Raw genomic sequence first — 15,840 nt, 5'->3', positions numbered from 1 at the left:
TCAGACCTCCTTGGCGGCAGTGGCGGAGGTGCGGCGACGACCGCGCACCGGAGGACGGGCGCCCAGGCGCTTCGGGTCCAGGCCGGACCAGGGGTGACCCTCGGCGAAGAACTTGGTGCGGGCGAGCAGGGTGATCAGCGGCTTGGTGAAGAAGAAGATCACCACGACGTCCAGGGCGGTGGTCAGACCGAGGGTGAAGGCGAAGCCCTGCACCTTGCCGACCGAGACGAAGTAGAGCACCGCGGCACAGAGGAAGGAGACGAAGTCCGAGACCAGGATGGTGCGCCGGGCCCGCGGCCAGGCGCGCTGGACGGCCGGGCGCAGCGGGGCGCCCTCGCGGACCTCGTCGCGGATGCGCTCGAAGTACACGATGAAGGAGTCCGCAGTGATGCCGATCGCGACGATGGCGCCGCAGACGGCCGGCAGGTTGAGCGCGAAGCCGATGCCCGCGCCGAGCAGCGACATGATCGCGTAGGTCAGCGCGGCCGAGACCAGCAGACCGGCGATCGAGACCAGGCCGAGGCCGCGGTAGTAGACCAGCGAGTAGAGCACCACGAGGACCATACCGATGGCGCCGGCGATCAGACCGGCCGTCAGCTGGTCGCCGCCGAGCTGCGGGGAGACCGTGGTGACGTCGCTCATCTGGAAGGTCAGCGGCAGCGCGCCGAAGGAGAGCACGTCGGCCAGGGCCTTGGCCTCCTGCTGGGTGAAGCTGCCGGAGATCACGGCCGAGCCGCCGGGGATGGCCTGCTGGACGTACGGGTGGGAGACCACCTTGCCGTCGAGGACCACGGCGAACTGGTTGGCCGGCGGGGCCTGGGTGGCCAGCTGACCGGTGATCGCGGCGAAGGCGTCCGAGCCGGCGCTGTTGAACTGGAGCTGGACCTGCCAGCCGGCACCCTGCTGGGTGTCGTACACGGCGGTGGCCTTGGAGATGCTGTCACCGTTCACGGCCACCGGGCCGAGCGCGAACTTGTACCAGATGCCCTGCTCGGCGTCGTAGGAGCAGGCGACCGCGTTCTTGGTCGGCTCGCTCTGGTAGTCCAGGCGCTTGGACGGGTCCGAGCAGTCCAGCGCGGCGAACTGCTGCTGCAGCTCGGCCGGGACGGTGCCCTGGGTGAGGGCGGCCGAGAGGTCGGCGGCGCTCGGGGCGCTCGGCGCGGCGCTCGGGGTGCCGGACGCGTTCGGCGTGGCCGAGGCGGAGGCGGTCGGGTCGGCCTTCAGCGCGTCGGTGACGGCGCGGCCGGCCTTGCTCCCGGACGGGCTCGGCGTGGCCGAGGGCGCGCCGGCGGAGGCGCCGGCGTTCGGGGAGGCGGAGGCCGACGGGCTGCCCGAGGCGCTCGGGGTGGCCGAGGGCTGCGGAAGGGAGCCGGTGGGCGCGAGCGCCAGCACCGGGCGGAAGTAGAGCTTGGCGGTCTGACCGACGTCCTTGATCGCCTTCTCGTTGCCACCATCCTTGTTCGGGATGTTGACGATGATGGTGTCCGAGCCCTGGGTCTGGACCTCGGCCTCGGAGACACCGAAGGCGTTCACGCGCTTCTGGATGATGTTGACCGCGGTGTCCATGTTGGACTTGTTGATCGCGGCGGGGTCATCCGACTTGGCGGTCAGCGTGATGCTGGTACCACCGGCGAGGTCGATCCCGAGACGCGGCGTGGTGTGGCCCGTCCCGAACATGAGGGCGACCAGTCCGACGGTGACGACCAGGATGAAGGCCAGTGCCCGTCCCGGGTAACCGTCGCGCGGGCGCGACTTGGGTGTTGCCACCTTGCTCGTTTCTCCCTGTCCATGCCGCCGCCCACCGGACCCTGTCCGGTAGGTGGCGGATAGGGGGAGGGTGGCCTGACGGCCCGTGAGGTCCTGTGTGCGCGCGGCGAGTTGCCGCTCGATCGGGGAAGCCCGACCGTACTACTTGCTCTTCGGGGCCTCGTCGTCGGCACCTCCGTTGTCCGAGTCGTCCGACTTGTCGAAGCTGACCGGCTTCTCGTCGGCCTCGGCCGCCTCGTCCTGCGGCTCCTCGTCGGCCGGGCGGCCGTTGATGATCGCGTCGTACTCCTGCGGCTCCAGCACCGCGGCGATCGCGCCCTTGGTGAAGTGGGCGACCACGCCGGGGGCGAGCTCCAGCTCGACGGTCTCCTCGTTGACCGACTTGACCAGGGCGTACATCCCCCCGATGGTGCGGACGCCGGCGCCCGGCTCGAGGCCGGAACGCATCTGCTGCGCCTGCTCCTGCCGCTTCTTGTTCGACCGGAACATCATGAACAGAACGGCGATCATGATCAGAGGGAGGATGAGCGTTTCCACAGCCTGTGTCCTTGTCCAGGCCGCCTACGGTGCGACGGCCATCGGCATTGGGTCGGCCCGTCGGGTGAGAGGGGCGGTCCGGCGGAGTCTAAGCGACCTCCGCTGATCGGACAACGCCAAGCATGTCATCCTGCCGCCGTTGGTGGCGACCTCCACCAGGAACGGTTTGCTCACGATCTTTGTCGGATCCCCACGAGCCGACCGCCCCTCAGCGCTCCGCCGCACCGAACAGGTCGCCCTGCCCGGGCACCGGCCCGCGGGCCCCCTGCTGCGGCGGCGTCATCCCCAGGTGGTGCCAGGCCGCGGCGGTGGCGATCCGGCCGCGCGGGGTGCGGGCCAACAGGCCCTCCCGCACCAGGAAGGGCTCGGCCACCTCCTCCACCGTCTCGGCCTCCTCCCCCACCGCGACGGCCAGCGTGGACAGGCCCACCGGGCCGCCGCCGAAGAGCCGCAGCAGCGCGTCCAGCACCGCCCGGTCCAAGCGGTCCAGACCACGTGCGTCGACCTCGTAGACGTCCAGCGCCTTGGCCGCGATCTCCTGGCTGACCAGCCCGTCGTGCCGCACCTGGGCGAAGTCCCGCACCCGGCGCAGCAGGCGGTTCGCGATCCGGGGCGTGCCGCGCGAGCGCCCGGCGATCTCGGCCGCGGCCGCCCCGTCGATCTCCACGTCCAGCAGTGCGGCCGAGCGCCGCACCACCCGCTCCAGCTCGCTCGGGGCGTAGAACTCCATGTGCCCGGTGAAGCCGAAGCGGTCCCGCAGCGGCGGGGGCAGCAGGCCGGCCCGGGTGGTGGCGCCGACCAGGGTGAAGGGCGGCAGCTCCAGCGGGATCGCGGTGGCGCCCGGGCCCTTGCCGACGATCACGTCGACCCGGAAGTCCTCCATCGCCAGGTAGAGCATCTCCTCGGCCGGGCGGGACATCCGGTGGATCTCGTCCAGGAACAGCACCTCGCCCTCGGTGAGCGAGGAGAGGATCGCCGCGAGGTCGCCCGCGTGCTGGATGGCGGGGCCCGAGGTGATCCGGATCGGCGCGCCCAGCTCGGCCGCGATGATCATCGACAGGGTGGTCTTGCCCAGCCCGGGCGGGCCGCTGAGCAGCACGTGGTCCGGGGCGGTACCGCGCTGACGGGCCGCCTGGAGCACCAGTGAGAGCTGCTCGCGGACCCGCTCCTGGCCGATGAACTCGTCCAGGAGCTTGGGCCGCAGCGCCGCCTCCACCGCCTGGTCCTCACCGTCGGCGGCGGCGGCCACCACGCGGTCGGCGGGGTCGGAGTCGTACGGGCTCATCGGGGCGGGCTCCTGACGGTCCATCAGCGGATTCGGTCTCGGCGGTGCGGTCTCAGCGGGTGCGGTTGAGGGTGCGCAGGGCGGCCTTCAGCAGGGCACCGACGTCGGTGGTGGTCTGCTCCTCGGCCTCCGGGGTGACGGCGGTGACCGCCTCGTCGGCCTCCCGGGCCGCGTAGCCCAGGCCGACCAGCGCGGCGTGCAGCTGCTCGCTCCACGGGGCGGGCCCGGCGGCCAGCGGCTTCTGCGCGGGGACGGCCCCGCTCGGCGCGCCGAGCTTGTCCTTGTACTCCAGCAGCAGCTTCTGGGCCAGCTTGGGCCCGATCCGGGGGACGGCGGTGAGGGACTTGGCGTCCCCCTGGGCGACGATCCGGCGCAGCTCGTCGGGGGTGAAGACGGCCAGCATGCCGAGCGCCATGGTGGCGGCGACCCCGCTGGCGGTGAGCAGCACCTCGAAGGTGGCGCGCTCGTCCTCGTCGGCGAAGCCGTAGAGGGTGAGCGAGTCCTCCTTGACGATCAGTGCGGTGGTGAGCCGGGCGGGCTCGCCGATCCGCAGCGTGCCGAGGGTGCGGGGCGTGCACTTCACCAGCATGCCGACCCCGCCGACCTCGACGACCGCGCTGCCGGCGGTGACGGCGGCGACCGGGCCCTGGACGAAGGCGATCATCGGCGGTACTCCCTGGTGGTGCGCGGACGGGGGGCGGTCTGCTTGGCGGTGGCGACCGCGGCGGCGAGGCGGTTGGTGGTGGCGCCGCGCCAGATGTGACAGATCGCCAGCGCCAGCGCGTCGGCGGCGTCGGCGGGCTTGGGCGGCTCGGCGAGCCGCAGCAGCCTGGTCACCATGGCGGTGACCTGGGCCTTGTCGGCCCGGCCGGAGCCGGTGACGGCGGCCTTGACCTCGCTCGGGGTGTGCAGGGTGACGGGGATGCCGCGCCGGGTGGCGCAGAGCATCGCGACCGCACTGGCCTGCGCGGTGCCCATCACGGTGCGCACGTTGTGCTGGGCGAACACCCGCTCCACGGCGACGAGTTCGGGCCGGTGCTCGTCGAGCCAGGCCTCGATGCCCTGCTCGACCCGGAGCAGCCTGGGCCCGATCTCCTCCTCGGCGGGGGTGCGGATCACCCCGACCCCGACCATGGTGAGCGGCCGCCCGGGCGTGCCGTCGACCACCCCGACCCCGCACCTGGTCAGCCCAGGGTCCACACCCAGCACCCGCACTCTGCCCCGCCTCCGTACGCTCCGACCTGCGAAGGCTACCGCCCTGGTCCGACAGCCGGACCAACGACACCGGCCCGGCGGTCCTGGAGGACCGCCGGGCCGGTGTCACGCACCGTCAGCTCACTCGGCGTCGAGCTGCGCGCCGACCTCGTCGCTGATCTCGAAGTTGGCGAAGACGTTCTGCACGTCGTCGCTGTCCTCGAGGGCGTCGATCAGCTTGAAGATCTTGCGGGCGCCGTCCACGTCCAGCGGGACCTGGAGGTCCGCGACGAAGTTGGCGTCGGCCGAGTCGTAGTCGATCCCGGCGTCCACCAGCGCGGTGCGGACGGCGACCATGTCGGTGGCCGCGCTGAGCACCTCGAAGGTGTCACCGAGGTCGGTGACCTCCTCGGCGCCGACCTCCAGGACGATCTCCATGACCCGGTCCTCGTCGACCCCGTCCGCCTTGGGGACGATCACGACGCCCTTGCGGTTGAAGAGGTAGGAGACCGAACCCGGGTCGGCCATGTTGCCGCCGTTGCGGGTCATCGCGACGCGCACGTCGGAGGCCGCGCGGTTGCGGTTGTCGGTGAGGCACTCGATCAGGACCGCCACGCCGTTCGGGCCGTAGCCCTCGTACATGATGGTCGAGTAGTCGGCCCCGCCGGCCTCGGCGCCCGAGCCGCGCTTGACGGCGCGGTTGATGTTGTCGATCGGGACGGAGCTCTTCTTCGCCTTCTGGATGGCGTCGTAGAGCGTCGGGTTGCCCGCCGGGTCGCCGCCACCGGTGCGGGCCGCCACCTCGATGTTCTTGATCATCTTGGCGAAGAGCTTCCCGCGCTTGGCGTCGATGACCGCCTTCTTGTGCTTGGTGGTAGCCCACTTAGAGTGGCCGGACATCGCCAGCTCCTTTACGTCGCCAAAGGGAAATGAACAGAAGGGATCTTACCGGTGCCGCGCTCCGGTCAGTGCGCAGCGTCCTCCACCATGCGCACGAAGTACTCGTGCACCCGGTGGTCGCCGGTGAGCTCGGGGTGGAACGAGGTGGCCAGCAGGTTCCCCTGACGGACCGCCACGATCCGGCTGTCCGGGCCGTCGGCCGCCGGCAGCTCGGCCAGCACCCGGACCCCGGCGCCGACCTCCTCGACCCAGGGGGCACGGATGAAGACGCCGTGCACCGGCTGCTCCATGCCCTCGAAGGCGATGCCGGACTCGAAGGACTCGTTCTGCCGGCCGAAGGCGTTGCGGCGGACCGTCATGTCGATCCCGCCGACGGTCTCCTGGTCGTCCCGGCCGTCCAGGATCTTGTCGGCCAGCATGATCATGCCTGCGCAGGTGCCGTAGACCGGCATGCCGGCCCGGACGCGCTCGCGCAGCGGGTCCATCAGCCCGAACAGCAGGGCCAGCTTGGACATCGTGGTGGACTCCCCGCCGGGGATCACCAGCGCGTCCACCTCGGCCAGCTCCTCCGGCCGGCGGACCTCGCGGGCGACGGCGTCGGCCGAGGCCAGCGCGATCAGGTGCTCGCGGACGTCGCCCTGGAGTGCCAGGACGCCGATGACGGGGGTGCTCACGGTGTTACCTCATTCGGGAAGATCGTTGGACGTGCGGCGGCCCGCCGCGCGATCAAGGCTGCGCGGCGGGCCGACCGGACGTGATTACCAGCCGCGGTTGGCGTACCGCTCGGCCTCGGGCAGGGTGTCGCAGTTGATGCCGACCATGGCCTCGCCCAGGTTGCGGGAGGCGTCCGCGATGACCTTCGGGTCGTCGAAGAAGGTGGTCGCCTTCACGATGGCGGCGGCGCGCTTGGCCGGGTCGCCGGACTTGAAGATGCCCGAGCCGACGAAGACGCCCTCGGCACCGAGCTGACGCATCAGCGCGGCGTCGGCCGGGGTGGCCACGCCACCGGCGGAGAACAGCACGACCGGCAGCTTGCCGAGCTCGGCGACCTCCTTGACCAGCTCGTACGGAGCGCGCAGCTCCTTGGCGGCGGCGTACAGCTCGTTGTTGTCGAAGCCGCGCAGCTTGGCGATCTCGTTCTTGATCTGGCGCAGGTGGCGGACGGCCTCGACCACGTTGCCGGTGCCGGCCTCGCCCTTGGAGCGGATCATGGCCGCGCCCTCGGCGATGCGGCGCAGCGCCTCGCCCAGGTTGGTGGCGCCGCAGACGAAGGGGGTGGTGAAGGCGAACTTGTCGGAGTGGTTGACCTCGTCGGCCGGGGTCAGCACCTCGGACTCGTCGATGTAGTCGACACCGAGCGACTGCAGGACCTGGGCCTCGACGAAGTGGCCGATCCGGGACTTGGCCATGACCGGGATGGAGACCGCGGCGATGATCTCCTCGATCATGTTCGGGTCGGACATCCGGGCCACGCCGCCGTCCTTGCGGATGTCGGCGGGGACGCGCTCGAGGGCCATGACGGCCACCGCACCGGCGTCCTCGGCGATCTTGGCCTGCTCGGCGTTGACCACGTCCATGATCACACCGCCCTTGAGCTGCTCGGCCATGCCGCGCTTCACGCGGGCGGTGCCGATCTGCGGCTGGTCAGCGGTGATGGGGGTGGTGGACACGTGTGACCTCACTCGAAGATGTACCAGTGCTATCGCCCTATCGTAGGCCCGAAGCAGGTGGGGACCATGCACCACCAAGGCCAGAAGGTCCTCGGGCTTACGACAAAGCGGCTTACGACAGAAGTCTGAACGACCCTCAGGTGCCCAAGGCTCTCAGGCCGGGGCGCCCTGCGGGGTGAGCGCGAGCGGCGGTTCGTCGTCCATCTCGAAGGCCAGCGGGAAGGGCGCCCGCCCCGCCAGCCGGAAGTACCGGACCAGCCGGTGCTCGCGCACCGCCCGGGCCGCCCGCACCGCGTCGTTGTGGAAGCGCCGGGCCATCGGCACCCGGCGCACCGCGGCCGTCAGGTCCTTCAGCGCCTCCGCCCCGCCGGGCGCCCCGGCCAGCGCGGCCAGCTGCTCGGGCTCGGCGAAGACCGCCCGCAGCGCCAGGCTGAGCTCGCTCTCGGCCACCTCGCGGTGGTCGTCCTCGGCCTGGCGCGCGGCGTGCGCGGCCTCCAGCAGCAGGATCGAGGCGGCCGGGTCGAGCAGCGAGGAGGTGGCCAGCTCCATCGCCACCGAGGCCCGGCGCAGCAGCTGCGCGTCCAGCGAGGCGCGCGCCGCGTCGATCCGGGCGTGCAGCCGGTCCAGCCGCCCCGCCGTCCAACTCAGGTACACGCCGAACAGCACGACCGCCACCGCGGCCCAGATCCAGTTGCTCACGGGCAGGTACGCTACCGCGCCGGGTGGTGCTCGAACCGGTAGGTCTCCCGGTCCAGCTCGGTGATCTGCACGCCGAGCGCGGCCGGCACCGTGACGTGCGCCCGCAGCAGCTCCAGCACCCGGCGGCTCAGCTCGGCCCGCAGCTCGGTGGAGCGCCCGGCCAGCACCTTCACCTCGACCAGCACCAGCGCCTCGTCCGACGCACCGTCACCGACCAGCACCCGCCCGGCCTCGCGGACCACCGTCTTGCAGGCGGCGGTGTCGGTGTCGATCACCTCCGGGATCACCCGGTGCAGCTCGCCCGCGAGCCCCGCCCAGTCCACGTCCAGCCCCGCCGAGTGGTCGATCAGCACCTGCGGCATCGTCACTCCCCCATCTGTCGTTCCGTCAGTCCCGGGCCAGGCCGAGGCGCTCGCGCCAGCCGCCGCGGGTGTCCTCGGCCACCTCCGGCATGCCGTCGGTGACCGTCTCGTACACCGCGAGGATGTCCGCCCCCACGGTCGACCAGTCGAAGCGGCGCACGTGCCGGGAGGCCGCCTCGCGCAGCTCGGCCAGCCGCTCCGGGTCGGCCAGCAGCCGCACCGCGGCGTCGGCCAGCGCGCCGGCGTCCTCGACCGGGAAGAGCTCCCCGGCACCGCCGCCGTCCAGCACCTGCTTGAAGGCGTCCAGGTCGGAGGCGAGCACCGGCGCGGCCGCCGACATCGCCTCGACCAGGATGATGCCGAAGCTCTCGCCGCCGGTGTTGGGCGCCACGTACAGGTCCACGCTGCGCAGCAGCCGGGCCTTCTCCTCGTCGCTGACCATGCCGAGGAACTCCACGTGCCGGCGCACCTCGGGGGTCAGCCCCTCGGCGGCCTCCTCCTCGTCGCCCTTGCCGGCCACCAGCAGCCGCACGCCCGGGCGCTCGGCCAGGATCTTCGGCAGCGCGGCCAGCAGGGTGGGCAGGCCCTTGCGCGGCTCGTTGATCCGGCCGATGAAGCCGATGGTGGGCGCGGCCACCGTGCCGGTCCAGCGCGGGTCCGGCTCGGCACCGGCGAAGAAGCCGACGTCCACCCCGTTGGGGATCACCACCGCGTCGCCGCCCAGGTGCTCGACCAGGGTCCGGCGGGCGTACTCGCTGACCGCGATCCGGGCGCTCATCTTCTCCAGCCCGGGCTGGAGGATCGGCGAGGCCGCGATCATCGCCCGCGAGCGCGGGTTGGAGGTGTGGAAGGTGCCGACCATCGGCCCGGAGGCGGACCAGGCGGCCAGCATCGACAGGCTCGGCGAGGCCGGCTCGTGCACGTGCAGGATGTCGAAGTGGCCGTCGTTCAGCCACCGCCGCACCCGGGCGGCGGAGAGGATGCCGAAGCTCAGGCGCGCCACCGAGCCGTTGTACGGCACCGCGACGGCCCGCCCGGCCGAGACCACGTACGGCGGCAGCGCCGACTCGTCCTCGGCCGGGGCCAGCACCGAGACCTGGTGGCCGAGCGCGATCAGGTGCTCGGCCAGGTCGCGGATGTGGAACTGCACCCCGCCCGGCACGTCCCAGTCGTACGGGCAGACGATCCCGATCCTCACCGCTTGACCTCCAGGTCGGCCAGCCAGAAGCGCTGCAGCATGTGCCAGTCCTCCGGGTGCTCCCGGATGCCCTCGGCCCAGATGTCCGCCATCGCCTGGGTCATCGCCGAGGTCCGCTCCTTCTGGTCCCCCTCCTCGGGGGGCAGCACCTCGGGGTGGATCTCGCCGCGCATCACCGCGCCGTCGTACCAGAGCGTCACCGGGAAGAGCGCGGCCCCGGTGCGCAGCGCCAGGGCGGCCGGGCCGGCCGGCATCCTGGTGGTCTCGCCGAAGAAGTCCACCGGCAGGCCCGCCTCCGAGAGGTCGCGGTCGCCGACCAGGCAGACCAGCTTGCCGGAGCGCAGCCGCCGGGCCAGCGTCCCGATCACCGAGACCTGACCACCCGTCAGCGGCAGCACCTCCATGCCGAGCCCCTCGCGGTAGGCCACGAAGCGGTCGAACAGCGACTCCGGCTTGAGCCGCTCGGCCACGGTGGTGAACGGGTGCCCGCCGACCGCGGCCACCCAGGCCCCGGCCAGGTCCCAGTTGCCCATGTGCGGCAGGGCCACCACGGCGCCGCGCCCGGCGGCGAGCGCCTCGTCCAGCCGTTCCAGGCCCTTGACCCGGCAGTCCTCGGCGAGGCGCGCGGTGGAGTACACCGGCAGCCGGAAGGACTCCTTCCAGTACCGCAGGTAGGAGCGCATCCCGGCCCGGGACAGCGCCCGGATCCCGGCCTCGTCCAGCTCGGGCCGGACCCGGCGCAGATTGGCCTCCAGCCGCAGCACGCCCTTGCCCCGGCGCCGCCAGGTGAAGTCGGCCAGCTGGTCGAACAGTCCGCGCGCCAGCGGCTCGGGCAGGTGCTTGAGCGCCGCCCAGCCCAGCGCGTACGCCCCGTCGACCAGGCCCTCCTTGGTCATCTTCACGCCGTCGCCTCCGCCGCCGCGTCGGCCTCCCGCGACTCCCGACGCACCGTCAGCATCCGCTGGAACACCGTCACCAGGCTCCCCACGGCCACCACCCAGAGCGCCGTCGGCAGCAGCCACTCCAGGTACGGCACCCCGAAGGTGCCCAGCCCCGTCACCCCGGCCGCGACCAGCGTGATCACCAGCCGCTCCGCGCGCTCCACCAGCCCGTTGACGTTCACCGGGAAGCCCAGGCTCTCGCCCCGGGCCTTGGTGTACGAGACCACCTGACCGCTCGCCAGGCAGAACACCGCGACGGCGCACAGCACGTTGCTGTTCCCGTGCCCGGAGTACCAGAGCGCCAGCCCGCCGAAGATCGCCGCGTCGGCGACCCGGTCCAGCGTGGAGTCCAGGAAGGCGCCCCAGCGGCTGGAGGTGTTGGCCTGGCGGGCCATGTTCCCGTCCACCAGGTCGGAGAAGATGAAGAGGGTGATGGTGATGGTGCCCCAGAAGAACTCCCCGCGCGGGAAGAACACCAGCGCACCGGCGACCGAACCGGCCGTCCCGATCAGCGTCACGGCGTCCGGGCTGACGCCCCAGCGGAGCAGCATCGCGGCGAACGGCGTCAGGACACGTGTGAAGAAGGCACGTGCGTACTTGTTGAGCATGGCCTTCCGGACCGCCCCGATCTTCCGAAACCCACCCCCGCCCTCAGGGCGGCGGGCGGCCGAGCGGATCGGCCCGCCCGGCCGGACAATGGTATCCACGCCGCTCGCACCCCTCGCCGCCCCACGCCCGCGAGCGCCATCCGGCCCAACCGGCGGCCACCCAGGGCAGTTGACGGCACACCGACCGTGATCGCAGGTGCGCCATGACCGACCGGACCACCCCGCCCCCCGTACCGGTCGAAGATCCGGCCCGGCTGCGCAACGTCGTGCTCGTCGGCGCCGCAGGGGCCGGGAAGACCACCCTCGCCGAGGCCCTCGCCCTCACCGCCGGCGCCCTCACCCGGGCCGGCTCCGTGACCGAGGGCACCACCGCCTCGGACCACGAGGAGATCGAGCACCACCAGCAGCGCTCCGTCCAGCTCTCGCTGCTCCCCCTGGCCTGGCAGGGCCACAAGGTGAACCTGCTGGACACCCCCGGGTACGCCGACTTCGCCGGCCAGCGGCAGGCCGGGATGCACGCCGCCGAGGCCGCCGTCCTGGTGGTCTCCGCCACCGACCAGGTCGGCCCCGCCGTGCTCGCCCTCTGGCGCGAGTGCCGCGCCGCCGGCCTGCCCACCGCCGTCGCCCTCACCCACGTGCACGGCCCCGAGGCCGTGACGGCCTGTCAGGAGGCCTTCGGCGACGGCCACCCGGAGACCGTGCTGCCGCTCTTCCAGCCCCGCTTCGACGGCGGCCGCCTCACCGGCTCCGTCGACCTGCTCACCGGGAGGACCTACGGCGAGGCCCCCGCCGTCGACCAGACCGCCCGCGGCGCCCTGGTGGAGGCCATCGCCGGTGAGGACGACGCCCTGCTGGAGCGCTGGGCCGCCGGCGAGGAGCTGGACCCGGCCTCGCTCACCGAGGCCCTGCGCCGCGAGGTCCGGGCCGACGCCGTCCACCCGCTGCTCTGCACCGCCGCCCCGCTCGGCGCCGCCGAACTGCTCGACCTGATCGTCACCGTGCTCCCCGCCCCCACCGAACGCACCGACGACCGCCCGCCCTGCGACCCGGACGCCCCCGTCACCGCCCAGGTCATCCAGACCGGCGAGGACCAGTACGTCGGCCGGCTCAGCCTGGCCCGGATCTGGTCCGGCACCCTGCGCCCCGACACCTCCCTCCACCTGGACGGCGGCCCCGAGGAGCGCGTCACCGCCCTCACCAGCCCCTTCGGCGCCCGCCAGCGGCCCGTCCCGCAGGCCCTGCCCGGCGACCTGGTCTGCCTGGCCAAGCTGGCCCGGGCCCGCACCGGCGACACCCTCGGCGGCCCCCCGCTCCCCGGCTGGCCCCGCCCCGAGGCCCTGCTGCCGGTGGCCGTCCGGGCCCACAGCAAGGCCGACGAGGACCGGCTCTCCCAGAGCCTCGCCAAACTCACCGCCCAGGACCCGGCCCTGCGCGTGGAACAGAACCCCGACACCCACCAACTGGTCCTCTGGTGCACCGGCGAGGCCCACCAGGCCGTGGTCCTCGACCGGCTACGCGGCCGCTTCGGCGTGCACGTGGACTCCGTCCCGTACGAGGTGGCCCTGCGCGAGACCTTCGCGGGCAGCAGCAGCGGGCACGGCCGGCACGTCAAGCAGTCGGGCGGCCACGGGCAGTTCGCGGTCTGCGACCTGACGGTGGATCCGCTGCCCGGCGAGGAGGTCGAGTTCGTCGACCACGTGGTCGGCGGGGCCGTACCGCGCAACTTCATCCCCTCGGTGGAGAAGGGCGTCCGGGCGCAGCTGGCCCATGGCCTGCGCGGCGACCACCCGGTGGTCGGCGTCCGGGTCACCCTCACCGACGGCAAGGCGCACTCCGTCGACTCCTCGGACGCCGCCTTCCAGACCGCCGCCGCCCTCGCCCTCAAGGAGGCCGCGGAGCACGGCACCGTGCAGCTGCTCGAACCGGTGGACGAAGTCCGGGTCCTGCTCCCCGACGAGTACCAGGGCGCGGTCCTCGGCGACCTCTCCGCCCGCCGCGGCCACGTCCTCGGCACCGAGCCCGGCGGCCCCGGCCTCAGCCTGGTCCGCGCCGAAGTCCCCGAACTGGAGCTCAGCCGCTACCCCATCGACCTCCGCTCCCTCTCCCACGGCACCGGCACCTTCTCCCGCACCTACCTCCGCCACGCCCCCATGCCGCCCGCCCTGGCTTCCCAGTACGCCTGAGGAACTCGGTGATGCCGGGGGCGCGGGACTCTGCTGACCTGCGGCTCCGCCGCGCGGGCGCGAGGGCGGAAGGCCAGCCCCTGACGGAAGTGGCTACGCCTCTGGGGGCGCGGGGAACTGCGCGCAGGGGAACGGCACATGCTGCAACTGGCCCGCATGCCCCGATCTCACACTGGTCCGCCTTCCGAACTCGCGCAGTTCCCCGCGCCCCCGAAGGCATGACCACGTACGTCAGCCGGAACGCCGCGGCAGGGCGCAGGCGGGCGTCCCGCCGGGGAGGCTGTGGCGGTGGTCCGCCACCCAGCGGTAGAGCGCGGCGGCGAGTGGCCGTACCGGGGCGAGCGTCAACGCCGCGCCGAGGTAGGCCCAGGCGCCGCCGGACCGCATCAGCAGCCGCGCCGCGGCCTGTGCCCCGCCGTACACGTCCCCGGCCGGCGTCACCCAGAGGATCTCCCGCTCGGCCCGCTCCCGGCTGACCAGCCCGCGCCCGCCCGCACGGGCGTCCAGCGCCTCCAGGTCCGCGAACTGGAACGGCACCCCCTCCCAGTTCGCCGAGGAGAGGCTCGCCCTCAGGTAGCGCTCGGCGAACTGCTCACTGCTGGTGCAGAACCCGCAGTCGCCGTCGTAGACCAGCACCGGATCGACCACCCGCGTCTCGCTCATGCCCCCGATCCTGCACCATCCGCCCGGCGGAGGATCGGCGCCGCTCGAAAGTGGGCACGATCACTCCACGCCCCGTCCGCACGACGGGAAGTGACGGCGGTTCAGACGATCAAGCACGCGGGGTGCCGGTCGCACGGTAACCTGCCGCTGACAAGGGGAGGAGGGGAGGCCGCCGTGACGAAGCTGGACATGACCCCGGGCGCGCAGATACCCCGTACGGACGTCGGACCACAGACTGCGGTCACCCAGCTGCTCTCGTCGGTGGCCTACCGCGACGGTGACGTCAAGGACCTGGAGAAGCTGCCCGGAGTCACCGTCAACGGGGGCAAGAACCTCCTGTTCCGGCCCAGCGTCGGCGAGGCCTACGCCAAGGCGATCATCGCCCGCACGCTCGGCGCCGGGCGGAACCCGCTGGTGCCCTCCTTCGGGACCGACACCCGGATGGTGGTCGAGCACTGCCTGGCCGCCGAGGAGCTGCGCAACGCGCGCGACCGGCAGCTCCAGGTGATCACGCTGCTCACCGGCGTGCTCTTCCTGCCCGGCACGCTGATCTGGCTCGCGGTCTTCTACGGCCGGATCTGGCTCAAGCGCAAGAGCCCGGCGAACCGCCACGGCGCCTACAACGCCCTGCTGGTGACGGCAGCCGTCGGCCTCGCCGTGCTGCTCGCGCTGCGCCCGCCGGTCGGCGGTCCGTTCGCGCTGTACTTCCGGGTGATGATGCTGGCCCCGGTGCTGGGCTGGTTCCTGGCCAAGCGCCTGGTGCTGCGCTCGACCATCGAGCTGCGCAACCGCTGGGGCGGCCTGGTCGAGGGCAGTGCGCTGGCCGCGACGGTGCCCAAGGCGGTGCCCCGGGACGACCTGGACAAGAAGGCCACCGACCTGCGCGCCTCGCTGGAGCGCCTGACGGTGGAGCAGGAGACCAACGTCCACCACTACGCCGGTGGCAAGGGCATCCTGGGCGCCGGGATGCGGTGGGGCGACTGGCAGGTGGTCGAGGAGCTGCGCCCGCTGGAGGGCCGGCCGGACTTCCGGGCCTTCCACCCGTGGGACCTCAGCCGGAAGATCACGGCCCGGATGAGCACCCTGACCCAGAGCGAGGTCGGCGGCGGGGCGATGCCGCACATGGCCGTCCAGCAGTGGCTGGTGGTGGACGTGCCCGAGGGCGCCGACGAGATCGGCCGCCCGTCCGGTCCGGACATGGACGGGTACCGGATGCGCGACTTCGCGCTCCAGACGATCGCCAACCGGCAGAGCCTCGGCACCGACAGCCGACACCGCACCACCGTCCAACTGGTGCTCCACAAGGGTCAGTTGGTCACCACCGTGGTGATCGGCGTGACGGTGATGAGCAACACCCTGCGGGTCTCCGTCTCCGGCCACGCGCTCGGGCCGCTGAACGGGCTGTTCGGCGCCAAGCCGAAGCCCAAGGAGATCAAGGTCCCGAAGACCGGCAAGTTCTGGGAGGAGCGCACCGTCGTCCTCCCGCTGGTCGACAACGACGAGGTGGTCCGCCAGGCGGTCCGCGCCCCCTTCGTGAAGATCCCCTCGCTGCTGGCCTGGCTGGGCGGCGGGATCGGCCTGCCCGAGCCCTTCTCGCTCCGCGGGGCCTGGGCCGACCAGACCTGGACCAGCCGCTACAAGGCGGACGACGTCATCTTCAGCATCGCCCCGGTGGTCAACGCGGTGCTGGCCGCCACCGTCGAGTTCCTGGACGAGCACGACGTGGACTCCAGCCGCCTCGCCAACCGCGGCGGGATCCTCAAGTCCGAGATGCAGGGCAGCCGCCCGTTCAAGGCCGACCGCTACGACGCGGGCTGATCCACCGCACGTCGG

Annotated in this window: 16 protein-coding genes; 2 read left to right on the top strand and 14 right to left on the bottom strand. The window is 72.5% G+C overall.

What is annotated here, in order from left to right; translation table 11 throughout:
• The 13 genes from secD to pgsA form a co-directional block, all read right to left on the bottom strand.
• Positions 1 to 1,767, bottom strand: coding sequence for a protein translocase subunit SecD (gene secD, locus ACWCYY_RS02980; protein WP_449794897.1), 1,767 nt, complete (start codon positions 1,765 to 1,767; stop codon positions 1 to 3).
• Between the two features lie 141 nt (positions 1,768 to 1,908).
• Positions 1,909 to 2,304, bottom strand: a complete 396-nt coding sequence (gene yajC, locus ACWCYY_RS02975; protein WP_345278996.1) for a preprotein translocase subunit YajC — start codon at positions 2,302 to 2,304, stop codon at positions 1,909 to 1,911.
• Positions 2,305 to 2,512: 208 nt separating this feature from the next.
• Positions 2,513 to 3,613, bottom strand: a complete 1,101-nt coding sequence (gene ruvB, locus ACWCYY_RS02970) for a Holliday junction branch migration DNA helicase RuvB (RefSeq protein ID WP_345278994.1) — start codon at positions 3,611 to 3,613, stop codon at positions 2,513 to 2,515.
• Positions 3,614 to 3,641: 28 nt separating this feature from the next.
• Positions 3,642 to 4,253, bottom strand: coding sequence for a Holliday junction branch migration protein RuvA (gene ruvA, locus ACWCYY_RS02965; protein WP_345279073.1), 612 nt, complete (start codon positions 4,251 to 4,253; stop codon positions 3,642 to 3,644).
• Complete coding sequence (gene ruvC, locus ACWCYY_RS02960) at positions 4,250 to 4,804, bottom strand: crossover junction endodeoxyribonuclease RuvC (protein ID WP_380150341.1); 555 nt, start codon at positions 4,802 to 4,804, stop codon at positions 4,250 to 4,252. Before ruvC ends, ruvA begins: the two co-directional genes overlap by 4 nt.
• 120 nt (positions 4,805 to 4,924) lie before the next feature.
• Entirely contained in the window at positions 4,925 to 5,683 is a 759-nt protein-coding gene (locus ACWCYY_RS02955) for a YebC/PmpR family DNA-binding transcriptional regulator (RefSeq protein ID WP_345278992.1), read from the bottom strand.
• A gap of 65 nt (positions 5,684 to 5,748) precedes the next feature.
• Positions 5,749 to 6,357, bottom strand: coding sequence for a pyridoxal 5'-phosphate synthase glutaminase subunit PdxT (pdxT, locus tag ACWCYY_RS02950; protein ID WP_449794896.1), 609 nt, complete (start codon positions 6,355 to 6,357; stop codon positions 5,749 to 5,751).
• A gap of 84 nt (positions 6,358 to 6,441) precedes the next feature.
• A complete protein-coding gene (gene pdxS / locus ACWCYY_RS02945; protein ID WP_345278988.1) occupies positions 6,442 to 7,353 on the bottom strand; it encodes a pyridoxal 5'-phosphate synthase lyase subunit PdxS in 912 nt (303 codons plus the stop codon).
• A 153-nt stretch (positions 7,354 to 7,506) separates the two neighbouring features.
• Complete coding sequence (locus ACWCYY_RS02940; protein ID WP_449794895.1) at positions 7,507 to 8,052, bottom strand: hypothetical protein; 546 nt, start codon at positions 8,050 to 8,052, stop codon at positions 7,507 to 7,509.
• An 11-nt stretch (positions 8,053 to 8,063) separates the two neighbouring features.
• Positions 8,064 to 8,414, bottom strand: a complete 351-nt coding sequence (locus tag ACWCYY_RS02935; protein WP_345278985.1) for a 5-carboxymethyl-2-hydroxymuconate Delta-isomerase — start codon at positions 8,412 to 8,414, stop codon at positions 8,064 to 8,066.
• Positions 8,415 to 8,439: 25 nt separating this feature from the next.
• Positions 8,440 to 9,612: a glycosyltransferase family 4 protein gene (locus ACWCYY_RS02930; protein WP_345278983.1), complete on the bottom strand. Its 1,173-nt coding sequence runs from the start codon at positions 9,610 to 9,612 to the stop codon at positions 8,440 to 8,442.
• Positions 9,609 to 10,508 carry a phosphatidylinositol mannoside acyltransferase gene (locus tag ACWCYY_RS02925; RefSeq protein ID WP_345279071.1) on the bottom strand — a complete coding sequence of 300 codons (900 nt, stop codon included), beginning with the start codon at positions 10,506 to 10,508 and terminating at the stop codon, positions 9,609 to 9,611. The genes ACWCYY_RS02930 and ACWCYY_RS02925 overlap by 4 nt, the downstream gene beginning before the upstream one ends.
• 2 nt (positions 10,509 to 10,510) lie before the next feature.
• Entirely contained in the window at positions 10,511 to 11,161 is a 651-nt protein-coding gene (gene pgsA, locus ACWCYY_RS02920; RefSeq protein WP_345279070.1) for a phosphatidylinositol phosphate synthase, read from the bottom strand.
• Between the two features lie 203 nt (positions 11,162 to 11,364).
• Here pgsA and ACWCYY_RS02915 point away from each other — a divergent pair, with 203 nt between their 5' ends.
• The gene (locus ACWCYY_RS02915; RefSeq protein ID WP_449794894.1) at positions 11,365 to 13,344 is read left to right on the top strand and encodes an elongation factor G; all 1,980 of its coding nucleotides are present in this window, start codon (positions 11,365 to 11,367) and stop codon (positions 13,342 to 13,344) included.
• A gap of 231 nt (positions 13,345 to 13,575) precedes the next feature.
• Here the strand turns inward: ACWCYY_RS02915 and ACWCYY_RS02910 are convergent, their stop codons facing one another.
• Positions 13,576 to 14,007, bottom strand: coding sequence for a thiol-disulfide oxidoreductase DCC family protein (locus ACWCYY_RS02910; RefSeq protein ID WP_449794893.1), 432 nt, complete (start codon positions 14,005 to 14,007; stop codon positions 13,576 to 13,578).
• Between the two features lie 174 nt (positions 14,008 to 14,181).
• Here ACWCYY_RS02910 and ACWCYY_RS02905 point away from each other — a divergent pair, with 174 nt between their 5' ends.
• The gene (locus ACWCYY_RS02905; RefSeq protein WP_345278978.1) at positions 14,182 to 15,825 is read left to right on the top strand and encodes a hypothetical protein; all 1,644 of its coding nucleotides are present in this window, start codon (positions 14,182 to 14,184) and stop codon (positions 15,823 to 15,825) included.
• The last annotated feature ends 15 nt before the right edge of the window (positions 15,826 to 15,840 follow it).

The organism is Kitasatospora sp. NPDC001664, from assembly GCF_053596675.1.
The sequence above is the reverse complement of the archived record's forward strand: the minus strand, read 5'-3'. Positions and strand labels throughout refer to the sequence as shown.

Excerpts from the sequence above, each read along its gene's own strand:
- ACWCYY_RS02915 (WP_449794894.1), top strand. The coding sequence starts at position 11,365 with ATGACCGACCGGACCACCCCGCCCCCCGTACCGGTCGAAGATCCGGCC.
- ACWCYY_RS02935 (WP_345278985.1), bottom strand. The coding sequence starts at position 8,414 with ATGCCGCAGGTGCTGATCGACCACTCGGCGGGGCTGGACGTGGACTGG.
- ACWCYY_RS02910 (WP_449794893.1), bottom strand. The coding sequence starts at position 14,007 with ATGAGCGAGACGCGGGTGGTCGATCCGGTGCTGGTCTACGACGGCGAC.
- ACWCYY_RS02955 (WP_345278992.1), bottom strand. The coding sequence starts at position 5,683 with ATGTCCGGCCACTCTAAGTGGGCTACCACCAAGCACAAGAAGGCGGTC.
- ruvB (WP_345278994.1), bottom strand. The coding sequence starts at position 3,613 with ATGGACCGTCAGGAGCCCGCCCCGATGAGCCCGTACGACTCCGACCCC.
- ACWCYY_RS02925 (WP_345279071.1), bottom strand. The coding sequence starts at position 10,508 with ATGACCAAGGAGGGCCTGGTCGACGGGGCGTACGCGCTGGGCTGGGCG.
- pgsA (WP_345279070.1), bottom strand. The coding sequence starts at position 11,161 with ATGCTCAACAAGTACGCACGTGCCTTCTTCACACGTGTCCTGACGCCG.
- ruvA (WP_345279073.1), bottom strand. The coding sequence starts at position 4,253 with ATGATCGCCTTCGTCCAGGGCCCGGTCGCCGCCGTCACCGCCGGCAGC.